Origin of the sequence: Psychrobacter sp. NPDC077938, from assembly GCF_044542635.1 — a bacterium.
Classification (GTDB): domain Bacteria; phylum Pseudomonadota; class Gammaproteobacteria; order Pseudomonadales; family Moraxellaceae; genus Psychrobacter.
Window position 1 is genome coordinate 334,115 of sequence record NZ_JBITUW010000003.1, and the last position, 23,624, is coordinate 357,738.

The 23,624-nt window shown below is 42.7% G+C and carries 18 protein-coding genes and 3 tRNA genes; 7 read left to right on the plus strand and 14 right to left on the minus strand.

Features of this window, described 5'->3' with window-relative positions; all coding sequences use genetic code 11:
• Positions 1-57: 57 nt before the first annotated feature.
• The 4 genes from ACIGBM_RS07335 to ACIGBM_RS07350 form a co-directional block, all read right to left on the minus strand.
• Entirely contained in the window at positions 58-1,512 is a 1,455-nt protein-coding gene (locus ACIGBM_RS07335; RefSeq protein ID WP_397477276.1) for a class I SAM-dependent methyltransferase, read from the minus strand.
• Positions 1,513-1,627: 115 nt separating this feature from the next.
• A complete protein-coding gene (locus ACIGBM_RS07340; RefSeq protein WP_397477277.1) occupies positions 1,628-2,605 on the minus strand; it encodes a DUF1365 domain-containing protein in 978 nt (325 codons plus the stop codon).
• Positions 2,606-2,689: 84 nt separating this feature from the next.
• Entirely contained in the window at positions 2,690-4,426 is a 1,737-nt protein-coding gene (locus ACIGBM_RS07345) for an NAD(P)/FAD-dependent oxidoreductase (RefSeq protein ID WP_397477278.1), read from the minus strand.
• A 62-nt stretch (positions 4,427-4,488) separates the two neighbouring features.
• Positions 4,489-5,226: an SDR family NAD(P)-dependent oxidoreductase gene (locus ACIGBM_RS07350; protein ID WP_397477279.1), complete on the minus strand. Its 738-nt coding sequence runs from the start codon at positions 5,224-5,226 to the stop codon at positions 4,489-4,491.
• A 551-nt stretch (positions 5,227-5,777) separates the two neighbouring features.
• On the opposite strand from ACIGBM_RS07350, the gene ACIGBM_RS07355 reads away from it, so the two are divergent.
• Both ACIGBM_RS07355 and ACIGBM_RS07360 read left to right on the plus strand, forming a co-directional pair.
• Positions 5,778-6,980, plus strand: coding sequence for a pyridoxal phosphate-dependent aminotransferase (locus ACIGBM_RS07355; RefSeq protein ID WP_397477280.1), 1,203 nt, complete (start codon positions 5,778-5,780; stop codon positions 6,978-6,980).
• 256 nt (positions 6,981-7,236) lie between these two features.
• Positions 7,237-7,312: transfer RNA gene (locus ACIGBM_RS07360), tRNA-Asn, on the plus strand.
• Between the two features lie 563 nt (positions 7,313-7,875).
• On the opposite strand, the gene ACIGBM_RS07365 is transcribed toward ACIGBM_RS07360, so the two are convergent.
• From ACIGBM_RS07365 to ACIGBM_RS07380, 4 genes are all read right to left on the minus strand, one after another.
• Entirely contained in the window at positions 7,876-9,192 is a 1,317-nt protein-coding gene (locus ACIGBM_RS07365; protein ID WP_397477281.1) for an arsenic transporter, read from the minus strand.
• Between the two features lie 84 nt (positions 9,193-9,276).
• Positions 9,277-10,050 (minus strand): arsenical resistance protein ArsH, encoded by a 774-nt coding sequence (gene arsH, locus ACIGBM_RS07370; RefSeq protein WP_397477282.1) that lies wholly within the window; start codon positions 10,048-10,050, stop codon positions 9,277-9,279.
• Positions 10,037-10,444 carry an arsenate reductase (glutaredoxin) gene (gene arsC, locus ACIGBM_RS07375; RefSeq protein WP_397477283.1) on the minus strand — a complete coding sequence of 136 codons (408 nt, stop codon included), beginning with the start codon at positions 10,442-10,444 and terminating at the stop codon, positions 10,037-10,039. The genes arsH and arsC overlap by 14 nt, the downstream gene beginning before the upstream one ends.
• A gap of 44 nt (positions 10,445-10,488) precedes the next feature.
• A complete protein-coding gene (locus ACIGBM_RS07380) occupies positions 10,489-10,851 on the minus strand; it encodes a helix-turn-helix transcriptional regulator (protein WP_201579761.1) in 363 nt (120 codons plus the stop codon).
• A 356-nt stretch (positions 10,852-11,207) separates the two neighbouring features.
• Between ACIGBM_RS07380 and ACIGBM_RS07385 the strand changes: the two genes are divergently transcribed.
• Positions 11,208-12,557, plus strand: a complete 1,350-nt coding sequence (locus ACIGBM_RS07385; protein ID WP_397477284.1) for a rhodanese-like domain-containing protein — start codon at positions 11,208-11,210, stop codon at positions 12,555-12,557.
• A 384-nt stretch (positions 12,558-12,941) separates the two neighbouring features.
• On the opposite strand, the gene ACIGBM_RS07390 is transcribed toward ACIGBM_RS07385, so the two are convergent.
• The 4 genes from ACIGBM_RS07390 to msrB form a co-directional block, all read right to left on the minus strand.
• Positions 12,942-13,018 (minus strand) — tRNA-Asp (locus tag ACIGBM_RS07390).
• Positions 13,019-13,055: 37 nt separating this feature from the next.
• Positions 13,056-13,131 (minus strand) — tRNA-Val (locus tag ACIGBM_RS07395).
• Between the two features lie 224 nt (positions 13,132-13,355).
• Entirely contained in the window at positions 13,356-13,841 is a 486-nt protein-coding gene (locus tag ACIGBM_RS07400) for a glutathione peroxidase (protein WP_238050728.1), read from the minus strand.
• Positions 13,842-13,978: 137 nt separating this feature from the next.
• The gene (msrB, locus tag ACIGBM_RS07405) at positions 13,979-14,404 is read right to left on the minus strand and encodes a peptide-methionine (R)-S-oxide reductase MsrB (RefSeq protein WP_057760931.1); all 426 of its coding nucleotides are present in this window, start codon (positions 14,402-14,404) and stop codon (positions 13,979-13,981) included.
• 443 nt (positions 14,405-14,847) lie between these two features.
• Between msrB and ACIGBM_RS07410 the strand changes: the two genes are divergently transcribed.
• Entirely contained in the window at positions 14,848-16,500 is a 1,653-nt protein-coding gene (locus tag ACIGBM_RS07410) for an aminotransferase class I/II-fold pyridoxal phosphate-dependent enzyme (protein WP_397477285.1), read from the plus strand.
• A gap of 116 nt (positions 16,501-16,616) precedes the next feature.
• Here the strand turns inward: ACIGBM_RS07410 and ACIGBM_RS07415 are convergent, their stop codons facing one another.
• Positions 16,617-18,224, minus strand: coding sequence for an inorganic phosphate transporter (locus tag ACIGBM_RS07415; RefSeq protein ID WP_102090468.1), 1,608 nt, complete (start codon positions 18,222-18,224; stop codon positions 16,617-16,619).
• A gap of 572 nt (positions 18,225-18,796) precedes the next feature.
• Positions 18,797-20,500, minus strand: coding sequence for an ATPase (locus ACIGBM_RS07420; RefSeq protein ID WP_397477286.1), 1,704 nt, complete (start codon positions 20,498-20,500; stop codon positions 18,797-18,799).
• A 334-nt stretch (positions 20,501-20,834) separates the two neighbouring features.
• On the opposite strand from ACIGBM_RS07420, the gene ACIGBM_RS07425 reads away from it, so the two are divergent.
• The 3 genes from ACIGBM_RS07425 (at position 20,835) to ACIGBM_RS07435 (ending at position 23,562) form a co-directional block, all read left to right on the plus strand.
• Entirely contained in the window at positions 20,835-21,548 is a 714-nt protein-coding gene (locus tag ACIGBM_RS07425; protein WP_201567368.1) for an FFLEELY motif protein, read from the plus strand.
• Between the two features lie 87 nt (positions 21,549-21,635).
• The gene (ubiE, locus tag ACIGBM_RS07430; RefSeq protein ID WP_397477287.1) at positions 21,636-22,739 is read left to right on the plus strand and encodes a bifunctional demethylmenaquinone methyltransferase/2-methoxy-6-polyprenyl-1,4-benzoquinol methylase UbiE; all 1,104 of its coding nucleotides are present in this window, start codon (positions 21,636-21,638) and stop codon (positions 22,737-22,739) included.
• A gap of 118 nt (positions 22,740-22,857) precedes the next feature.
• The gene (locus ACIGBM_RS07435; protein ID WP_397477288.1) at positions 22,858-23,562 is read left to right on the plus strand and encodes an SCP2 domain-containing protein; all 705 of its coding nucleotides are present in this window, start codon (positions 22,858-22,860) and stop codon (positions 23,560-23,562) included.
• Positions 23,563-23,624: the final 62 nt, after the last annotated feature.

The window sequence follows — 23,624 nt, forward strand, 5'->3', positions numbered from 1 at the left end:
AAATACAGTATGAAACCTTATGAAGATTATGAACAAACCATATCTACATCATCAGACTTATACTGACGCGGTGTCTGTCCTATCTTCTTCACTAAAAGCTGTTTCATCGTTCAAAACTGTTTTATGATTTAAGACGGCAGATGGCAAATCAGAAAAATGCAGCGTGTCGATATTGTTAGGCTTCACCGCAGTAACTTGTACCACACCGATCGTGCGCTCCAAAAACCCACCTTCGCAATAGCAAAAGTAAAACTCCCATAGGCGGATAAAAGCATCGTCATAGCCAAGCGCTTGAATCTCTGCACGCTGCGCCATAAACGCAGCACGCCAGTCACGCAGCGTGTACGCATAATCAAAGCCATAATCATGCAATTGCTTGACGACCATATCGGTCTGTTCAGTAAATTGTGTCGTCAGTTCTTGGTTTGAGAGCAGACAACCACCTGGAAAAATATGCGTTTGGATAAAATCAACCGAGTCGATATAGTCTTGATAATTTTGGTCATTAAAAGTGATGGCCTGCAATACCATAAGACCTGTCGGCTTAAGTAAGCTATTACATTTAGCAAAGAAAGTCGGCAAGTACTCATGCCCCACCGCTTCAATCATCTCAATACTGACTAATTTGTCATATTGACCTGTCAGCTCGCGGTAATCTTGTTTGAGCAATGTGATTTTGTCAGACAGACCTGCTGCCTCGACTCGTCGCTTCGCTTCATCATACTGGGCATCAGAGATAGTCGTGGTGGTCACATGGCAGCCGTAATGCTTGGCCGCAAAGATAGCAAAACCGCCCCACCCTGTACCAATTTCGATCACATTATCATCAGCGCTGAGCTGTAAACGTTGGCATATGAGCGACAGTTTGTGCTGCTGAGCATTGCTGAGCGTCACGTCAGGCGTAGGATATACTGCCGATGAATACATCATCGTATCGTCCAAAAACCGCTCATACATGTCATTTCCCAAATCATAATGCGCTAGGATATTGGATTTGGAGCCAGATTTGTCATTGCTACGTAGCTGATGCTTCGCTTTTTCAAATGCTTTACTAATACCTGCAAAACGATTTTCTAGTTTATTGAGTACGGCTAAGTTACGAGCCGCCAAACGAATCAAACCTGTTAGATCATCCGTATCCCACTCACCATCGATATAACTGTCTGCTAGCGCGATAGAGCCGCCAAGTAATAGCTGGCGATAAACAGCACTATCATGAATCTGTAGCGTCACATGTAACGAATGGCGACCAACCGCCGAGCTACCAGCTTCATTAGTAGCTACTTTGCCAAAGCTACTTGTCTTAGGTTCCTGCTCGTCAAATGTTTCAATCAGCGTGAGGCTACCAAACTGAACGTGCTGTAACGCACGAAAGATAAGCTTTCTAGCTAAGTGATTCACACTATTGCTGACTGGCTGTAGTACCGCGCTTTCATTAACCACTTTGCTCAAACGAGCGGTTAATTTTTCTAGTTTTGTGACTGGTGCTCGATCGGTCGGTCGTGCTGGCATCGTGTATTTATCCTTGTTTAAATGCTTTATTTTTAGTGGTTCATTTTTAGTATTACATTGATGAGATTTTTGGATTGTTGATATTTAAAAATTGCTGGAACTATAAGAAGTCTTTTTAACCATTATCTTTCTGTTGACTGTCGGCCAATTTTTCATCGTAGTTGATATATGGCACCTTTTTAATCGCATAGAGCTTAAACGCGTGCCAATAAATACGGGTTAAGGACGTTATATTCATCAATGGGTTTTTTCGCAAGCTATGACGAACAGCATCTTCTGTCATTAGCACCCCTGATATCTTTATACCAGTTTTTAGCACTTCACCGCGCTCATCGCTAATGTTGATAGCGATACGCACTTGTAGGCCAGTATTAAGTTGCTCGTCTGTCTTTATACGTTTTACCGTAACCTGCCAGCGGTACAGCTGATCGATAGGGTTAAAAGGTGATACGTGAAAGTCCTTGTCATGACAGAACTCAGTATCCTCTCCTTCTAACAAAAACCCATAGTAATGGCGCTTGTCCCATGGCGTATTAGACACTTCAGCCAGCAGATGAGTTGGCGTCTGCTGTGCATCAAACCCCAAGTAAAAGTTAACTGGGCTAAAGTACATGCCCACATTACGGCAGACAAGTAATCCCAACATATCGCCTTCAGGCGCGCTCCCTGCATATTTTTCAAATGCTTGAATTAGGCGTTTTTCTAGTGCTTGAATAGACTGTATATGGTTATCAAGACTTTTGTCATTGCTTAGGCTATTATTACTCTGTAGGTCAGTATGCTGTAGATAATCATTAGGACAGAATCGTTGTAGCGCCTTTTTCTTTGTTGAAAATAGAAGCAGACCTTTTACTAGTAGCTTTTTCGGTAATACTTTACGTAATGGGAGTTTTTCTAAAAACTTACTATCATCAAATGCTGCCGTACTAATTTCAGGAAGTTCCTTCCCTTTCGCCAGTGCGCTAATATTGACGCCCCAATAGCGATAAGGGTAAACGAATTTATTCACACTAGGTAGCAGCCGACTGTGCCATGTCGTGCCCTCAAACAGCTGATGCGGCAATGCAGTGGTATCTTGGGCGGACATGGTCATAAATAGTCTCTTGGGTAACGGTGTGCTTTTCGTATGGCGAATCTTTTAAAGTACTTAGAATACATAACGGCATTAATCGTCATACTATTTGGTTTTACGGCGTCCGAATAAGCCACGTTTCTTATATTGGCTCGTATCAGCAGTTGAACTCTGCAAATGATTAGCATACTCGACCAGCTCCTGATTGGTCGTCGCTATGGTTACTTCGCGCTTATTCAACCTACGTAGTTTGGTATCCGCTTTTATAGGCAAATCTTTATAACGAAACGGAGTATGCGCGCTATCAGCGTTAGGTAAATGAGCTGGATCAACCTCGTCTTTTATATCAATATCAAGACCAAGCGCCTGACAGACGCGTAATCCACTTCGCACGCCGTCCTCATGAAAGCCATTAAACCAATAAGCTCCGCAGAAATGCGTGTGCGAACCGTTACCCGAGATACTCGACCATTTAGTCTGCGCCTCAATCATCGCAAGATCGAATACTGGATGACTGTAATCAATGCTCTTAATTATCTGCTTATCATCGACGCTTTTGTTGTCTACAGCTGGATTTAATGTGACCAAATAATTGTGTTTTTTGGTCAAGCGTTGCAAGATATTCATATGATAAGTTAGCACTGGCTTTGCAGGTATCTGTGCGTTTCCAGCCGCTTGCTCATCCTTAACACTGCCTGAAACTGTTTCATCTATTAAGTAATTCCAGCTTGCCCATGCCAGTGGTTTCTTAGGTAAAACACTGGTATCGGTGTGCAGTACAGCCGTATTTTTGGTAAAGCGAAAATGACCTAATACTTCAGATTCATCGGTGCTCGCATCCTTTAGAATCTTTAGCGCAGTATCTGCATGACAAGCAAAGATCACTTCATCGAATACAAGATTTTCGCTACGATTGTCAGCGTTACCTTTATCCTGCACTGTCAAAGCATTCTTCACCGTCAAAATCACTTGCTCACCATCACGAACTACAGACTGTACTGGACTATTGACCCGTATCTTGCCACCCGCTTTGATAAAGCGTGGAATCAGTTTATTGACGTACTGCTTTGAGCCGCCTTTTATCGTAAACCACTGCGGACGATTGACCACATCAAGCAACCCGTGGTTGTCAAAGAACTGTGCAAAAAACACCAAAGGAAATTCTTGTACTTCATCTAGGCTGGTTGACCAAATAGCCGAGACCATTGGTAGTAAATAGTTATCGGTAAATAGCTGACCGTATTTCTTTTGCGTCAAATAACCGCCAAGCGTTTGTTCTGCAAAGCTACTAACCTCTTGTCCTTGAGCACGCGCGCTATCATAATCTTGGCGTAGCTGTTTGATATGCTTATTAAACTGCAAAATATCTTTGATAAACTGCCAGAATTTTGGATTGAGTACATTTTTACGTTGTGACAGTAAAGTGTTTAGCGTATGACCATTGTATTCAAAATGACGTGCAGTATTTTTGACAGAAAAGCTCATGTCCGTTGCCTGAAACGGCACCTGCAACTCATGAAGCAAACGAAAGAAGTTCGGGTATGTGCGCTCATTGAAAACAATAAATCCTGTATCTATCGCACTACTCTCTACATTGCTACTCTTTGCTTTTTTACCGTCTTGTAGTGCCACGTCAATCGTGTTTACATGCCCGCCGATATAATCATTGGCTTCAAATACCGTCACATCATGTTGCGTACCTAAATAATGGGCGCATGTCAGTCCTGATACACCTGAGCCGATGATAGCAATACGTTTTTGGGTAGTCTGATAGTCAGAATCTGTTGCAGTATCGGTAGCATTTTTTTGGTTACTTGCACGCTTGAAACGAGTAAACGGCATAAAAGCATTCCCTTCTGTATTTTTCTGTCGATATGATGGCTGAGAGTTCTACTGATAGTAGATTATTTTTTATTAAGTTTTTCACTAACTTGCTGCCAAACCAAATCAGGCAACGTACCTAAGGCTTTTAATGGCATAGTTAATTTCTTTGGGAATTCAATCACCTCATGCCCGCTTTCGATACCGTCACGTATGGCTTGACTTGCCTGCGCTGGCGTCTGGATAAATGGCATCGGAAAGTCATTCTGTTTGGTCATCGGTGTCTCAACAAAACCAGGTACAACTAAGCTAACTGACACATCATGCGGAGCAAGGCTAATCTGTAGAGTCTTAATTAGATAATGGATAGCAGCTTTTGAGCTACCATAGGCTTCAGCGCGCGCAAAAGGCACATAAGCAGACGCTGAACCGATACCGACCAAGCGACCTTTTGAAGCGATTAGCTTTGGCAGCACTCCTTCGATCGCATGGGACAACGTACCCATATTGACCGACATGACTTTCATAAAGACACTGCTATCAAAGTTCGGCATATCTAAGTACTCGCACATGCCAGCACCACAAATTGCTAAATCAACATTGTCGATTTTTTCAAAAGCTTCGATGACCTTTTCTCGATCCATGAGGTCTAAATCAATCGTTTCTGCGCCTAACGCCTGAAGTTCAGCTAACGCTTCGTCGTCACGGCCAACTGCATATACATGATGATCTGCTAGCAGATAGTCTTTTGCCAACTGCTTACCAATGCCTGACGTCGCCCCAGTAATGAGAATATGTAATTTTTCAGGAGAATCTGTCATCGTAAATATCCTTTTTGAGTATTCTTATCTTTTTAAGTATTTTCATAATATGGAATTAATGCTCTTAAACTGATTGCTTAATGAAAATTTAGATTTTTGATAACAGCTAGCTATTATTGTTATTCTTCGCAGCTATCATTGGTCGCATTTAATTAAGCTATAAGCCATTTTATTTAACAAATCTAAATAATTATAGTGGTCGGCTACAGGTTTATTGTTGTGTCTTCGCAATCGTCTGGGCTCAAGCTTAATCTCAGCGTGTTGTTTACTACCTTCACAAGGATACTGCTATTACAAGCGATAACACAATATTCTGTTACTAGGGTCATAAGACAGCTCAATATCAGCATGCTACAATGCAAAAATTAGCAATCGCGTCGTTTGCCGAAGCATCATCACCATTATCTATAATCGAATGACCGCCGTATTACGGTAAGATGACATTATCTTTTTTCAAACTGCATGACATCTTGTCCTGATAGCAATGAAAACGTTATATAATTAATATCAGATTTTCACCAACCCCACCCTCATATAAAAAAGGATCTCTCATGAGCGAGTTGCAACTGTCTGACCGCGTTAACAACATCCAACCATCACCTACGCTAGCGATTACCAATAAAGCCAAAGAGCTAAAAGCAGCTGGTAAAGATATTATCGGTTTGGGCGCTGGTGAACCTGATTTTGATACCCCTGAACACATCAAAAAAGCAGCAATCGATGCAATCAATGATGGCTTTACTAAATATACGGCTGTCGATGGTACGCCAGAGCTAAAAACAGCCATCATCGAGAAATTCAAGCGCGACAACGACATCAGCTATGAGCCAAACGAAATCCTAGTATCGGTCGGTGGTAAACAGTCGTTCTTTAACCTTGCCCAAGCGTTTATCAATCCTGGCGACGAAGTTATCATCCCAGCACCATACTGGGTCAGCTATCCTGACATGGTTATCATCGCAGAAGGCGTGCCAGTCATCGTCAAATGCCCAGCTGAGCAAGACTTCAAAATCACCCCTGAGCAGTTAGAAGAAGCCATCACTGACAAGACTAAATTGTTAGTATTAAACAGCCCATCTAACCCAACAGGTATGATTTACACATTAGATGAGCTAAAGGCCATCGCTGAAGTATTGAAAAAGCATCCACAAGTCTATGTAGCTTCAGACGATATGTACGAGCACATCCGCTGGACAGGTGATAAGTTCTACAATATCTTAAACGCGGCACCTGAGCTAAAAGATCGTGCCATTATCTTGAACGGTGTGTCTAAAGCGTATGCGATGACAGGCTGGCGTATCGGCTATGCAGGTGGCCCTGCTAAGCTAATCGGCGCGATGAAAAAGGTACAGTCACAATCTACCTCATGCCCGACGTCAATCAGCCAAGTGGCAGCGGAAGTTGCTATCAGTGGTGATCAGAGCGTACTAGAGCCGATGGTAGCTGCTTTTGAGAAGCGCTGTGACCTAGTCGTAGATGGTTTAAATGCTATTAAAGGCATTACTTGCTTGCGTCCTGATGGCGCATTCTATGTGTATCCAAATATCGTACCGCTCATCAAAGCGGCTGGCCTGTCGTCATGTACTGAATTCTCAGCATGGTTATTGGACAAAGTTGGCGTGGCAGTCGTACCTGGCGATGCATTCGGTCTTGGCGGCTATATGCGTATCTCGTACGCTACTGATGAGGCAACATTGAAAGACGCCCTATCGCGTATCGAAAAAGCAGTGTCTGACTTAGACGTTGCTGAATAAATCATAAAGAGCAACGAGTCTTATCCTTGTTCATAAAAAAGACGCCCTATACACTATATAGGGCATCTTTTTTTGCGAGAGTCTTAGGCATAACAAATAAAAACACGCTATCTCATCATTAAAATGACAATTTTTATTAATTATGCAAAAAAAGGCTTGACGTATTTTTTAACTTTGCTAGAATACGCCCCACTTAGCAAGAACTCGTTAGAGACTTCTAAGGCTCGTTGTAAGCGATTAAACACTTACAGCCTATTCTCCAATAGCTCAGTTGGTAGAGCAACGGACTGTTAATCCGTGTGTCCCTGGTTCGAGCCCAGGTTGGAGAGCCACATTTTAGTAGTAAATTTCTTGAGTCAACTTTGATTCAATTATGGCATTTGCCAAAACCCTCATCAATTTGATGAGGGTTTTTTTATGCGTATCATTTAGGGTCTGTTGAACATTCAAATGTGGTACTGGCAGTGACTATTTTTTAGGCAATACGCAGTGAAATTTTTGACGCCTAGTCGTTCTAGGTTAGACAATTTCGCCATATATTGGTAAAGAATAGCCCTGTCCTCCACTCGAGCACAGCTCTCGTCTTGCAAACGGGCAAAGCAGTGCTTTACTCGATCCGTTCTCAAGGCTGATGCTAAAATCACCTCAAACGTTGTTGCAAGCCTAGTTAAGGTCTCGACATTATCGTCGGTTTACGCCTAGTTTGATGCGATTTTCGCGATCAGCAGTCCTAATATTTGAATGTTCAACAGACCCTCATATTGTTTATCTATTTTGCCAATTTGATAAGCGCTAATCACTACTTTGTCTCATACTTGATTATGACCATGATATTCAAAAGTAAATATCATGGTCACGATAAAACATTACTGTAGCAAGTTCTCTATTGGCTAGCTTAGCTTGGCAACATTGTTAGCATTGGCAACCAGAATACCAACGCTAACAATGTCACTAACAACACAGGCGGCGTGATCAGTAGACCAATCTTTATGTACTGCCCCCAGCTGATTTTGTAATCCTTCTCTGCCAATACATGTAGCCATAGTAAAGTAGCCAGACTACCAATCGGCGTAAACTTAGGGCCCAAATCGTTACCGATGACATTGGCATAAATCATTAGCTCTCGTGTTGCAGCAGGCACTTGTGCTTGATCAATCGCAAGCGCGCCGACTAGGGTTGCTGGCATATTATTCATCACAGAGGCGACTATAGCGGACAAGAACCCAGTTCCAACGGTAGCAATCACTGCGCCTTGTTGTCCCAACCAGTTGAGTACTTGCGCCCCATAGGCAGTAAGTCCTGCATTACCCAAACCATATACCACCAAGTACATACCGATTGAAAATAGTACGATTTGCCAAGGCGCTTTACGTACTACATCGCTCACAGAGACCACCGCACCGCGACCGCCTTGCCATATACGACCAGCGATTGCCATCAGTGCAACAGCAGCGATACCAGTGACCAGTGAAATAGGTAGCCCCAACGGCTCTGTTGCAAAGTAGGCGACCAGTAGTAAGCCTAATAGTGGAAAAGCAGCTCGGAATACCAATGGATCGGTAATGGCAGATTCTGGAGCGCTTAGCTCGCTAGTCGAGTAGGTTTTTGGAATATGACGCGCATAGACAACCCACAACACCAGTAGCGTCGCTAAGACAGACACTATGTTGACTGGTACCATCACCGCGGCATAACGACCAAAGCCAATATCGAAATAATTGGCACTGACGATATTGACTAGATTTGAGGTAACCAATGGCAGGCTTGCCGTATCAGCAATAAAACCAGTCGCTATTATAAACGCTAACGCTGATGGTGGCGAAAATTTCAGACGTAGCAAGATAGCGATGACAATCGGAGTCAGTAGTAGCGCTGCACCATCATTGGCAAAAAATGCAGAAATAAAAGCGCCGAGCACGACAATCATCGGAAATAATAAGCGCCCTTGCCCATTGCCAAGGCGTGCCACATGTAATGCAGCCCAGCCAAAAAACCCTGCTCGATCTAAAATAAGCGAGATGATGATCAGCGCCACAAAAGTAAAGGTCGCATCCCAGACAATATCCCAGACGATACCCACATCTGATAACTGTACGACGCCAAGCGCTAACGCGACTAAAGCACCACCCATGGCGCTCCAGCCGATGCCCAATTCTTTAGGTTGCCAAATAACTAAGACTAAAGTGACCACAAAAATAGCAAATGCAAGCATTGTACAACCTTACTTAAGCTGATTTTATTCAGCCGATTTAATATAGGGAATTAGATTGATTAGGGGGTTAGATCGATTAAGTAGTTAGATCGATTTTTGATTGACGCGGCTCGATAGTTCTTCAGCACTCTCAACGCGTTCTGAATAACGATCAGTCAGATAATCTGAACGTCCGCGTGTGAGCCAAGTGAACTTCACTAGCTCTTCACAGACATCGACAAGACGCAGATATAACGGAGACATATCCATGCGATTGTCGTCGTTGAACTCTAAGAACGCTTTGGGTATCGAAGATTGATTGGGGATAGTGATCATCCGCATCCAGCGCCCGAGAATACGCATCTGATTAACCGTATTAAAGCTCTGACTACCGCCGCTGACTTGCATCAGCGCTAGTGTCTTACCTTGAGTTGGACGCACGCCACCTAGTGAAAGCGGTATCCAGTCGATTTGCGCTTTCATGATACTGGTGATACTGCCGTGACGCTCTGGACTCACCCACAGCATGCCTTCTGACCACTGTGCCAGCTCTCGCAATTCTTGTACTTTGGGATGGTCTGAGTCTACATCGTCAGGCAATGGTAAGCCAGATGGATCAAACATTTTTACTTCACAACCATACCAACGTAGCAACCGGCTAGACTCTTCAGCGGCCAATCTAGAAAACGAGCGCGCACGGACAGAACCGTATAGCACTAGTATTTTTGGCGGATGACCTGAGTCATTTGGCGCAACCAAAGACTCAATATCGATAGGCTGAAGATTATCTATATCAATATTGGGCAAATCGTCGAGGCCAGATTCTGGCGAAACAGTAGATTCGGCTTCTAATACTTGGTCAACCTCAGTATTTGTCATGAGTAACAACCTCGCCGTCTTCTTTTGTAAAGCTACTTACTGGATTGGCTAGCAATTCAAACACACGTTCAGAAGGACGGCATAGAGCAGCGCCTTTATCCGTCACTACGATAGGACGATTGATTAAAATAGGATGCGCAATCATGGCATCGATAATTTGGTCGTCAGACAACTCAGGATTATCCAGACCAAGCTCATCATTGATAGTTTCTTTACTTCTTAACAGCTCTCTAGGCGAAATCTGCATTTGTGCCAACAGCTCCACTAAACGGTCGCGCGTTGGTGTATTTTTCAGGTATTCCACCACTTCTGGCTCTTCACCTGACGCTTTAATAATGGCAAGTGTGTTACGAGATGTACCGCATTTAGGATTATGAAAGATTAATGGCTTCATAGTGTTTACGCCTATTTTATGTATTTATTGAATTGATAATTGGTTTAATCGTTACCTTGCTCAGCAGACTCATTTACTCTGCAGCCACTCAGGCTATCCATGAGTGACGCACACAGTTCTGGATGTCCCGCACAGCAATCTTGCAACAGGAACTGAATGACGTTATCCATATGTGATAGCGAAGCACGATAGATAATCTGTCGGCTATGACGCTGTGAAACTACCCACCCTGCCCGTGCCAGCACCGATAGGTGAGCTGACATTGTGTTATGAGGAACAGAGAGCTGACGGGCTATTTCGCCCGCAGGTAGGCCTTCAGGCTCGTGGCTGACTAGCAGCTTAAAAGCCTTTAGACGAGTATCTTGAGAGAGCGCAGCAAAGCTTGCGATAGCATTAGTTATTTCCATATGTCCAATAATACAGACATATTAAAATAATTCAACGTTTTAGAGATATTTTTATTCTAGAAGAGATATATCTGTGTGATTAAACTATATATATCAAAAAGTAAAAGCGATTAATTAAATAGTGAAAATAACGATCACTTAACCTTCTCAACCTAAAACCCTCTACATTTGACCTTATGTAAATAACAAGTTTAATATATGTTATTGTATATTGATGACACTTATAAGTTCATGCTAGATTTAATACGAGTTTATGCAACAGTAAAACTAAATTTGGCTGGTAGCTCTCGCTCTGTACTGCCAATAAACCTGATTAAAATAACTCTTATGATTAAAACAACAATAAGGAAATGACCATGCTACTAGAGAAAATTAAGACACCTGGACTTTCGCACTTATCCTATTTGGTAGGCTCTGGTGGTCAAGCAGCGGTAATTGACCCACGTCGTGACTGCGCAATATATGTAGAAAAAGCGCGCGCAGCAGGGCTTGAGATTACTCATATTTTTGAGACACATCGTAATGAGGATTTGGTTTCTGGCGCACCTATCTTGGCCGCAATGACGGGAGCAACAGTTTTACATGGCCCTAATCCAGAACAACCTGTTGTCTACGCTGAGACCGCACGTAATGGTGATTGTTTTCCAATTGGCCAATTGGAAATTCGCGTCCTAGAAACGCCTGGTCATACCGATGATCACCTTACTTATGCGCTGTTTGACACGGCGTACCCAGATAAGGCGGTTGGAGTTTTTACTGGGGATGCGCTCTTTGTAGGTGATGTCGGTCGTACTGACTTCTATCCTGAGCGTCGTAGAGAAGTTGCAGGTCTACTTTATGATTCGTTACAAGACATTCTAGCGCTCGGTGATCAGGCGATTATTTATCCAGCTCATGGTGCAGGCTCCGTCTGTGGTTCAGGCATGGCGGAGCGAGAGTTTTCTACAGTCGGTCACGAAAGGATCAACAACCCACGTTTACAGATTACTGATCGTGAGGCATTTATTGATTTCAAGACGAGCGAAAACCATTATCAACCACCCTACTTCAGATTGATGGAGCGCCTTAATATGGAAGGTGGTGAAGCGCCTCCAGTCGTTATGCGTCCGCGTAACCTTTCGCTCAAACAGCTGCATGACTGCGATGCTGATCATCTCATCGATATTCGTGAACCAATGGCGTATGCGTCAGGACACCTGCCCGGTTCTATGAGCTTACCTGTCAACATGCTACCTGCGTTTGCTGGATGGTTTATCGAGGAAGGACAAAGCTTGGCACTGATTGCCTCTGATGAAGAAGAACTTGCGACTGCGATGGAGCATCTGGTACGTATTGCTTTTGATAATGTTATAGGTGGCTATGTGGGTGTCGTCCCTGCCGCTGCTAAAGGTGAGCAGATGCAGCAAACCCCTATGATCGATACAACCGAGGTAGAGAGTCGCCTTAATAGTGCTCAGAACTGGACATTGCTCGATGTACGCGATATTGATGAGAGGAATACCAATGCGATTGAAGGCTCACAGCATATCTATGTTGGTCACCTAAACAAGCGTTGGCATGAACTTGACCAAAGTCACCACTATACCTTGATGTGTGCTAGTGGTGCTCGTGCAACAATAGCAGCAGGATGGCTCGCTAGTCGAGGTTTTGAGAACATTGATATCTATCTAGGGTCGATGGGCGCATGGCAAGCAACGCATGAGTAACTCTTTACCCTTAACTAAAATCTACAATGAGCTAAAACGCGGCTCAAGTTTTAAGCAATGAGTTTTAAGTAAAGGCATTTTAAAGTGCTGTAACTAAGACATGCTATACCTAAAATAAATACGACGACCCTTCTTTTATATCAGTCTTATACTGAGTAAAAGAAGGGTCGTCGTTTTAGCTGACCTCTAAGTGATATGGTTCAAATAGATATAAGTCATAGATCTAGATTCTAATTCTAGATTTTGACTCTTACTGTATTTCCTTATCTGACTTATCACTCATAAAACATAGATACATAAAAAACAGACACAAAAAAACCTCAAACAATCTAATGCTTGAGGCGAAACTTGCTTAAACCCAAAGGTTTAAATTCGTTTTAAATATGGCGCAGCGGACGGGACTCGAACCCGCGACCCCCGGCGTGACAGGCCGGTATTCTAACCAACTGAACTACCGCTGCTTAGGTCTCTTAGCTTGTTTAGCCACTTGCTAAGAAGTGGTGGGTGATGACGGATTCGAACCGCCGACATTCTGCGTGTAAGGCAGACGCTCTACCAACTGAGCTAATCACCCTTCGAACAATTGCTATGCAATTTATTCAACATCAACTGAGCTCTTAAGTTTGTCACTAAGCTCCGTTGCTGTGGGAGTGTATTATATAGATTTACTGTTGGGTGTCAAATAGTATTTACCACTTTTTTAGATATTTTTTCGATTTTTATTAGAATATCTAGCAAGCATTTGTTTTTATTGATTTTATATTTTCATACAAAACCAATGTTTTTTAGGTTTAATGCTTATTTATTGGCTAATGCTTGCTCTATGTCATTTTTGATGGCTTCTGGCTTGGTCGTTGGTGCATAACGGTCAATCACCTGACCTTTACTATCGACTAGAAACTTGGTGAAATTCCACTTGATACCATCTGTCAGCACACCACCCTTTTGTTCTTTGAGCCATTCATAAATAGGATGAGCATCTGCGCCATTAACATCAGTCTTTGCCATCATAGGAAAGCTGACACCATAGTTCTTTTGGCAAAACGCACCAATTTCGTCATTGCTACCTGGGTCTTGGCTACCAAATTGATTACAAGGAAAACCGACGACCACCAGTCCTTGATCTTTATACTGTTGATATAGCGACTCTAAGCCTTCAAACTGTGGTGTAAATCCACATTTGCTTGCAGTATTGACGATTAATAATACTTTATCTTGATAATCTGAAAACGCTTGCGAGCTACCATCCATGCGCTCAGCCGTAAAATCATAAATTGTACTCATCATTTATCCTTAAATTGAGAGTTTTATTGTTTTGGGTATTTATGCACTACTTCTTTTTCTATCATACACATAATAAAACTATTGAAAAGGAAGCACCGTGCACTTCCCTTTCACGTTTCTAATACTACCTAAGCTACTTACTTCTCAGACTTATCTAAATCGATAGATACTGAGTTGATGCAATAGCGCATGCCTGTTGTCTCAGTAGGACCATCAGGGAATACATGGCCCAAATGGGCGCCACAGTTGCTACAAGTGACTTCGGTACGAGTCATGCCTAGCGAGTTATCGACGTGTTCTTCAATCGCGCTGTTATCGATACCTTGATCAAAGCTTGGCCAACCACAGCTCGCATCAAATTTATTGCTTGAGTCAAATAAGCTTGCACCGCAGCCTTTACAACGGTAAACGCCATCATCGGTCGCATCATTATATACACCTGTAAATGGACGCTCAGTGCCCTTCTCACGCATAATATGATACTCATCAGCGGTTAAACGCTCTTTCCAGTCAGCTTCAGTCAACTGGCTGATCTCTTCTTTGCTTAGTTGGTTGTCTTGCATAATTTATCCTTATTCGAGTATTTATTATCTAATCTCGGTAACTATTTTATCGCCATATCATTATGAAAACGACGTGCTCTATCTGTTGGTTATCGACACACTATTCAAGGTATATATAAGAAAAGTACTCTTTGTATTGTGAGATAGACAGCATGATAGAAAAGATTAACTGAGTTAAATATAGCAAACTAATTTTAGATAATGATGGGTAAAGATGTAACTTTAATATCTATACATTTTATAGTCTATATAAGAGATTTAGAGCCATATGAATATAAGCTAAATATCAATTGCAAGATATACTTGCAAATACTAATAAACTGATTGTAAAATCATTTGCAAATTAACTATCAATGCAATAATATCTTGCATTAGTATTTAACTAAAATGTTTAATATATTTCTACTCTGAATAATTACTGATTAATAAAGGCTCAAACAACAATGTCTAACGACAGTAGCAAAAGTACGCAAGCGGAACGACTGGTACAGTTGCGCCGTGACAAAGGATTTACTGCTGAGCAGCTAGCTCAAGCCATGACAGCCGCTGGTGCAAAAGTGAGTCGTGGCGCTATCTCAAACTGGGAGCGCGGTACCAACGGTATTGTCTCATCCAAGCTGCCTACACTTGCACGTATTTTGGGCTGTAGTGAAGGATACCTGTTGCGCGGCGACCTCAACAATGAGGCTATTGATGCAGACGAATCGACATCATCTATAGAGCGCAGTGAATATCAAGAGATAGATACGATTTCCCACACCCGGTCAGATATTAAAGCGACTGTCGCTCAATCGACGACAACTTCTACTGCTGGTAAAGACTCAAAAACCAATTCGACAACCAATCCGAAAAACGGTCATGCTATGAACACCATAAAAAAATCTGATAAATTACAAAACGTTTGCTATGACATTCGTGGTCCTCTATTGCAGACTGCCAATAAGATGGAAGCAGAAGGCAAACGCATATTAAAACTAAACGTAGGCAACCCCGCGCCTTTTGGTTTAGAAGCCCCGCATGAGATTTTGCGTGATGTCGCTATGAATCTATCTGAGGCAACTGGCTATTCAGACTCGCAGGGGATTTTCTCAGCACGTAAAGCCATTTTGCAATATTACCAGTCTAAAGGGTTGTTATCGGCAGTTGACGTACGTGATGTATATTTGGGCAATGGGGTTTCTGAGCTTATTGTCATGACCATGCAGGCGTTGATGAATGATGGCGATGAAGTCCTGATTCCGATGCCAGACTACCCGCTTTGGACTGCCGCGGCCAACCTCGCTGGCGGTACTGCTGTGCACTATCGCTGCAATGAAGAAGATAACTGGCACCCTGATATTGAAGACATCAAGTCTAAAATTACGAGCAAAACGAAAGGTATCGTGGTTATTAACCCAAATAACCCGACAGGTTCACTTTATAGTGATGAGTTATTAAAGCAAATTATTGAAGTCGCTAAAGAGCATGATTTGATCATCATGGCCGATGAGATTTACGATCGTATTCTCTATGATGATAATGTACATACGCCGATGAGCACCTTAACTGACGACGTGCTAGTACTCTCTTACAATGGTTTGTCGAAATCGCATCGTATTGCAGGATTTCGCTCAGGTTGGATGATGGTATCAGGCCGCAAACAGCACGCAGCTGACTTTATTGAAGGCTTAGATATGCTCGCATCTATGCGCCTTTGCTCTAACGTGCAAGGACAATATGCTATTCAAACCGCGATGGGTGGGCATCAGAGCATGCAAGACCTAACCTCTGAAAAGGGTCGCCTATATAAGCAACGTGAAATGGCAGTCTCACGTCTTAATGCTATCAAAGGTATTTCTTGTACCATGCCTCAAGGCGCATTTTACTGTTTCCCAAAAATGGATCCAGAGGTTTACCCTATCACCGATGATATGGATTTTATGATGGACTTGCTCGTTGAAGAAAACGTATTGATGGTTCAAGGTACTGGGTTTAACTGGGATAGACCCGACCATTTCCGTCTGGTGTTCTTACCTAATTTACTTGACCTAGAAAATGCGATGGATAGATTGGACAGATTTTTTGCCAAAAAACGTAAGCAATTTGGTACCGAGTAAATCGTCATATATCATTAAAAAAACGCTTATCGGCATGATGCTGATAAGCGTTTTTTATTGCGTTGAACTTAGTTATTAAAACTCAATTATGATAATTCACTGATGAAAACAGCGCATTAAAAAATGTTGCTCAATACAAGATAACTGATGGCAGACATAGTAGCCGCTGCAGGTAGCGTCACAATCCAAGCCAAACCAATCGGCTTCATAAGCTTCCAGTTAGTATCTCTGTTGACGATACCGATACCCAGTACCGCACCTACTAGCGTGTGAGTACTTGATACAGGCAGACCCATAGTCGATGCGCCCATTACAACAGCAGCAGCAGCTAACTCAGCTGAGAAGCCTGAAGCTGGATGCATTTTCGCTAGATTGGTACCAACGGTTTGAATTACTTCTTTACCAATGAACCAAAGACCAACGATTAGTGCCACACCAAAAGTCAGCATGACAGCAGGTGGCACGGCAGCTTCAGTAGCGATACTATTAGTACGAATCACATCCATAATGGCGGCAAAAGGACCAACCGCATTGGCGATATCGTTTGAACCATGACTAAAGGCAAAAGCTGACGCGGTAAAGACCTGCATCCAGCTAAACATAATGAACGTCGCTTTGGTCAAATCTTCTTTGTGCTTACCGCGAATACTCTTGGTATAGATATAGGTCGCTAACCATACTAGCGCCGCTATCATACCCATAATCAAGAAGCCCTGCAGTGTGGTCAGGCCGCTATTAACATTTTTTAGACCTTTAAAGACGACTAGAGAAGTCATCACCGCACCACCTGCGGCAGCAATGATAGGTACCCATTGCTTAAGTGCTTTTAGAGTATCAAGGCTACTGCGCTCATTCTCAATATCATAAAGCTTTTTGTAGTAATCAGTTTCTAGGTCTTCAACGACACAATCGTCATCTTTATAGATTTCCTGATCACGTAGCATCGCTGACGTATAGGCCAATTGCTCAGACTCTGTCAAACCATCCAAAAACTCTTTATGGTTTTGCTTTAAGACTTTTTTATTGCCTTTTAGCGTCGCAATATAGGCTTCGGTTTTATCATTATATTCAATGATGTTTTTCTTGATTTGTCCATATAAAAGATAAGACAACACGCCACCTAGTAGCGGTGACAGCACCCAAGAAATAGCGATAGTTCCAACCGTTCCCCAGTCTACCGTTGATAGCGCCATGTCCGTACCACCTAACGTGATACCTAAAACGATGGAGCTACCAATCACACCGCCAATAATGGAGTGAGTGGTCGAAACAGGCAGACCTTTTTTGGTTGCAAATAACAGCCAAAATGCTGCTGCAACCAATGCGGAGAGCATGACATAAATGAACTGATTGGGCGTCACTGATAGACCATCTAGATCGACAATGCCGCTTCGAATCGTATCAGTCACCTCCCCGCCTGCAAGGACTGCCCCCGATACTTCAAATATAGCGGCAATACCCAATGCTTGCGGGATAGTCAACGTCCCTGCACCCACCGAAGTACCAAAGGAGTTGGCGACATCGTTACCACCGATATTGAATGCCATAAAGACACCAAAAGCAGTCGCCACGATGAATAGCGTCGTTTGCTGACGCATGGTGTAATCTAAACCCCACCACAAAAAGTAGGAAGTCATCGCAATCAGTAAAATGGCAAAAAATAGATTTATTCTCATAGAGCCAACTGGCTTGACTGACTCTGTAGAACTGCTGCTAATACCCATACGTTAGTACGTCCTGCGTAAGCTGATTAAAATTATATGAGGTTGATAATATTGCGCTGCTACTCACAGTGCTTGTCGCAGCATCTAATGAAGTAGCATATATAAAATATACAACATGCGGTTAGAAAGTCTTAAACCGATTATTATAACGGCAAGGAAAAACACATCTCTCAACATGTCACAAAGCCGCAAGTGATATTGCCAAATCGTCTGATTACAGCATCTTGCGGCTTATATATTTCTTAGCGATATTTGTGGTACTACTAACAGCTATTGTAACAATTTTTGTCGTAATTATTAAGTTATCTATACTAAATAACCAAAATACGTTGTTTGCTAAATTAAAATTATTATTTAGCAGAAGCTGTTTTGCGATCTATTATATTAAATATGAGCACATAATGCATGATGATATTGCGAGATTTGTAACTGCGAGTATATACGGACAAGACCACACTCTGTAAAAGACAGGATGGCTCGAATATGTTTCGAGCCATCCTACTTAGGAAATACGTGGAAAATACAACTATATAAATCTATGACAGTCCTTAAACTTCGGGCATCTTTAACAACTACTTGCTTTTGGTGATTGCCGACAACTGCTCAATAGCATGATCTAACACATCTAAACGCGCCTGACGCTTTTCGTTGGTCGCAACAACACACCATGGCGCCGTCGTTGTATCTGTACGTGCCAGCATATCTGCTGCAGATTGCACGTAGTCTGACCATTTATCACGGTTACGCCAGTCATCATCTGTCAGTTTAAATTGCTTATGCGGTGTTTCTTGACGATCTTCAAACCGTTTAAGCTGCTCTTTTTTGTCAATCGCTAACCAATATTTGATAACCAACGTTCCTGCTGCTGCCAAATCTGCCTCGAAACGATTGATTTCATCATATGCTCGTTGCCATTCATTAGGAGATGCAAATCCTTCGATGCGCTCAACCAGCACACGCCCATACCAAGTACGATCGAAAATAGCGATACGGCTAATACGATTCGTTTGCTCATCAGGCAATCTCGTCCAGAATCGCCACAAGTAAGGATGCTGAGTCTCATATAACATCGGTGCGCCAATATTATAGATTTGATACTCGCGAGGATCTAGCGGGGCAACCAACCTTTTGATTGCGCCGCCCTTGCCAGCAGCGTCCATCCCTTCAAAGGCAAACACCACATGCCGACCTTGACGGGCACGTAGCAACTCAGCAAGCCGCGCTTGCTTCTCCGCCAACGCCTCACGATAGTCGGACTTACTGATTTTTTTATCTTTAATAGACGTCAGCTGCTTAGGTATCGACACAGGCTCAAACTGTTTTTGTTTAGTATTTGAGTTAAGTTTTAGTGTCTCGGACTGGGAACGGTTTTCTGACGTTTCCTTGTCATTGTCGTTGTCATTATCATTGCTATCTACCTGACTACTTGCCAGCGCGGTTTGCATAGCGTGTAGCACCAAGTGACAAAAGTTATCAGCGGCCTCTAATTTATCGTCACCATCAATGATGACCCAATCATCCTGTTGACGCAGCAAGGTCGCAGCCACCTCATTAAACTTCTCAATGACTTGCTTATTATTCCAGTCAATTTGATACAAAAACTGCGGATCTGCTTCATCATCCTTTAAGCGACTGTGTAACGTTTCAATATCAACATGGAACCAACATTTTAATAATTTGGTTTGATTGGCAATGAGGTCGTTTTCAAATGCCTTTAGCGTGTCTAACTGCTGCTGTAGATAGTCTTGCCACTGAGCGATAGGAAGCGAATTTTTATCTGTCTGACCTTTATCATTTGATAATGCTTCAAGGTTCTCACTATCTGATGTCGCTAGTCGCATGACGTTATATAATAGATCAGCATACCAGTTGCCGAAATACACCATGACATCACCATGGCGCGGCATTGCGCTAGTATGCGCTTGCCAAATGGGTTGATAGTTCAATGGCGAATGACCAATGGTAGCCTCAACTTTAAGCAGCCTTGGATCCACCCATTGCCTTAACTGCTTAACGGCGGTACCTTTACCCGCCTGCTCCATCCCATTAACTAGTACTAACAGACCTGTTGGTTTATTGATGGTCGGCGGCGTTTGCTGGCGAGTGGCTTTTAAAGCATACTGAGCCGTCACCAATGCCAATCTAAGCGAATCCTCATCCAGTGAAAACTGACTTAAAGGATTGGGCTTTAGACGCTGCTCCACAACTTGCTCACTAAATTGTGTACTTACCGCTTGTGGTGCTTTTGGTTCAGTAGTATCATTTTTTTGAGACATGATTACACTCGCTATTATTGTTATTGGACTGTTTTACCATTGAGTGACTTATGGAATAGCTATTAATAGGACAACTTTCCATATTTCTACCTCATTGCTTATTTTTATCTCATTTAATCATAGCACTGCGCCAATCGAGTAAATAATATTGCTGTGTAACAGATTGGTATTTGTATTCTTAATTATTTTCTTTTAAGGTGAACACAATTTTGGGTATAGGATAGAACAGTTGTTGAAAACCTTATAACTCTGAACCACAATACTTAAAACAACCATAACTTAAAACAACCATACTCAAATTTGATTACCCTTTACTTCTACAGGATCTACTGCCATGACCGCTTTAGCTGATTTACAACAGCATTTGACACGATTTTGGGCGATGCCTCATCACCAAGATGATGAATTAAATGCTAAGCTCAAAGAAGTACAATCATGGCAACAAGCTCGTCTCCAGCAGACGCATCGTGAGCTATTTGAACAACCCAAAAACCAGCTAATGGCAGATTACTTCCTCACCCAACTATATGGCGGCGAAGAATTCAAGTTATTGGCAGAGCAGTTAGCACGTATTCTGCCAAAAGCAAAAAAGCTAGAACGTCTTGCCAAAGAGTCAGCTCTAGAGGCTGGTAGCATGGGTATCCAAGCAGCGATTTTTGCCATTGAGCTAGATCTGCATTTAGCCCAGTGGTTGCTCGCTCAAGATTTGCCAGTGAATGAAGAAAACATGCTAGCCGCCTATCGTACTGTCGATGAAGAAGACGAGCGCCGAGTTCAGATTGCCAATCTAAAAGACGTCTGCTATCGCACGGACAAACATCTAAATTCGTTTATGCTCAAAAAAGCCTTTGCACTAGCAAAAAGCACAGCCTATCGTCATGGTTACCAGCCGCTTTATGATTTTATTGATACAGGCTTTAAGGCCATGAAACCTTTGAGCAGTGTTAGTGATTTTATCGAGCCGTTCTGCAAGCGTGAACTGTCCATTATTGATCAGGTGCATGATACGGATAATGGCAGTAAGCCAGTAGCGTTTGGTGTATCATAAGCTCAATATACTAAATAGCCAATTGACGCTTACTATTTAACGATTTCTTCCGATAAAGACAATCATAAAAATAAATTCTAGGACAACATGATGACTGATATTTCAAAAGATAGCAGCGCTCCTTCTAATCAAGCCACAACGACCAATGGTCATTTGCAAGACAAATTGGTAAAAGACAGTATTGCTCATAATCAACAGATTAGCGCGCAGATATTACGCAACCAAACAACCAATGTCGTGCCGAGCAAGAATAATAGCGTTGCTAATGACGACAATAGCGACTTTACTAAAGTTCAAGATCTACCAACTGGAACGCCGCAAGGCCAACAAACTACTATGCCAAACAACGATCAAACGACTCGCACAAACCCTTCAGAGCAAACCATAAAACAAACGCTATTCAATCAGCGTGATGATATCAATAATCCGCACACGCCTGAAACAGACGGCAACGAGCAGACGCATTTTGGTTATAAGACCGTCAATAAAGCAGAAAAACAAGCACGTGTGGCTGACGTATTCACTTCTGTTGCCAAAAAATACGACATCATGAATGACTTGATGTCATTCGGTATTCATCGTCTATGGAAGCGCTATGCGATTAGTCTATCGGGCGTGCGTGCTGGTCAGCATGTCCTTGATATCGCGGGTGGCACGGGTGATCTGGCCAAAGTATTTAGCCGTGAAGTCGGTAGAAATGGCCACGTGGTACTATCTGATATCAATGCTGCGATGTTAGAAGTGGGCCGTGAGCGCCTAATCAATGCTGGTTGTAATAACGTTGACTTTGTATTAGCAAACGCTGAGACATTAGCACCATTTGATGACGAAAGCTTTGATTTGGTGACCATTAGCTTTGGTTTGCGTAACGTCACAGACAAAGATGCCGCGCTAAAGTCTATGTATCGCGTCCTAAAGCCAGGTGGTCGTCTATTGATTTTGGAATTCTCAAAGCCAGTATTTGAGCCACTATCTAAAGCCTATGATTTGTATTCATTTACTGCATTGCCAGTGATGGGTAAACTGATTGCTAATGATGCTGAAAGTTATCAGTACTTGGCTGAGTCAATTCGTATGCATCCTGATCAACAGACACTTAAGCAGATGATGCAACAAGCTGGGTTTGAGAACTGTGATTATCATAACCTGACTGCTGGTATCGTGGCTGTCCATCGCGGCTTTAAAGCGTAACGATAAAGTACGATTGGCAAGACTATTACGTTTAACAGACCATATTGAACCTAACACGAACACACGATGCGCTGATGCAGCTAATGCGAAGGCGCTCACTTAACGATGCGAGAGCCTTATGCTGACTGTCCTTCTATTAGCTGGTGCCGAAAAGCTAATTAACATTGCCATTGCTAGTGATGAGATTACCAAAGCAGGTTTAGCGCCGCTTGCAGGTAAGGTGTTACGTCTTAATATGGGAATGCCTAAGATTCATTTAGACATCCTGTTCACTCATGAGCGTTTGCGATTTGAGCCAGTCACGACAGAGAGCATATTTGAGCCAAGTGGCCAAATGAATGAGCGCCAAAAAGCCAGCATGGAGCGCGCACGTTTTGGTCATAGTCGTCCAGACTGTACTATCACTGTAGATAATGCCGCTCAACTACTCAATCTAATGCGCGGTGCGGAAGGTAACCTGCCAATCGCTGGCGATTACAAAGTGCTAATGCAGCTCAAGCAACTGGTTGCAGGATTTGATCCTGACGTGGCTGGACAGCTTGAACCATTTATTGGTAAACCAATGGCTAGCCAATTACATCTTCTTATCTCTCAGCTGAAAGGTAGCTGGCGTCATAGTGCCAAACGTGCTTTTGATGACGTTAGTGATTGGGCCAATGAAGTGGCTGGCAATAGCACACCTGATCCTATCGAGGTGGCTGAAGTAAATGATCTAAAACAGCAACTGTTAAAATTACGTGCTGACGTCGAACGGGAAGAAGCCAAACTTGCTGCTATCAAAGAAGAGCAAGCGCAGTTTCTTAATAACTCGTTTCATCAATAGCCGATTGCATCAATCATAAATGAACGCTATTACCGATGGCACTATTTATGATTAAGCACAGC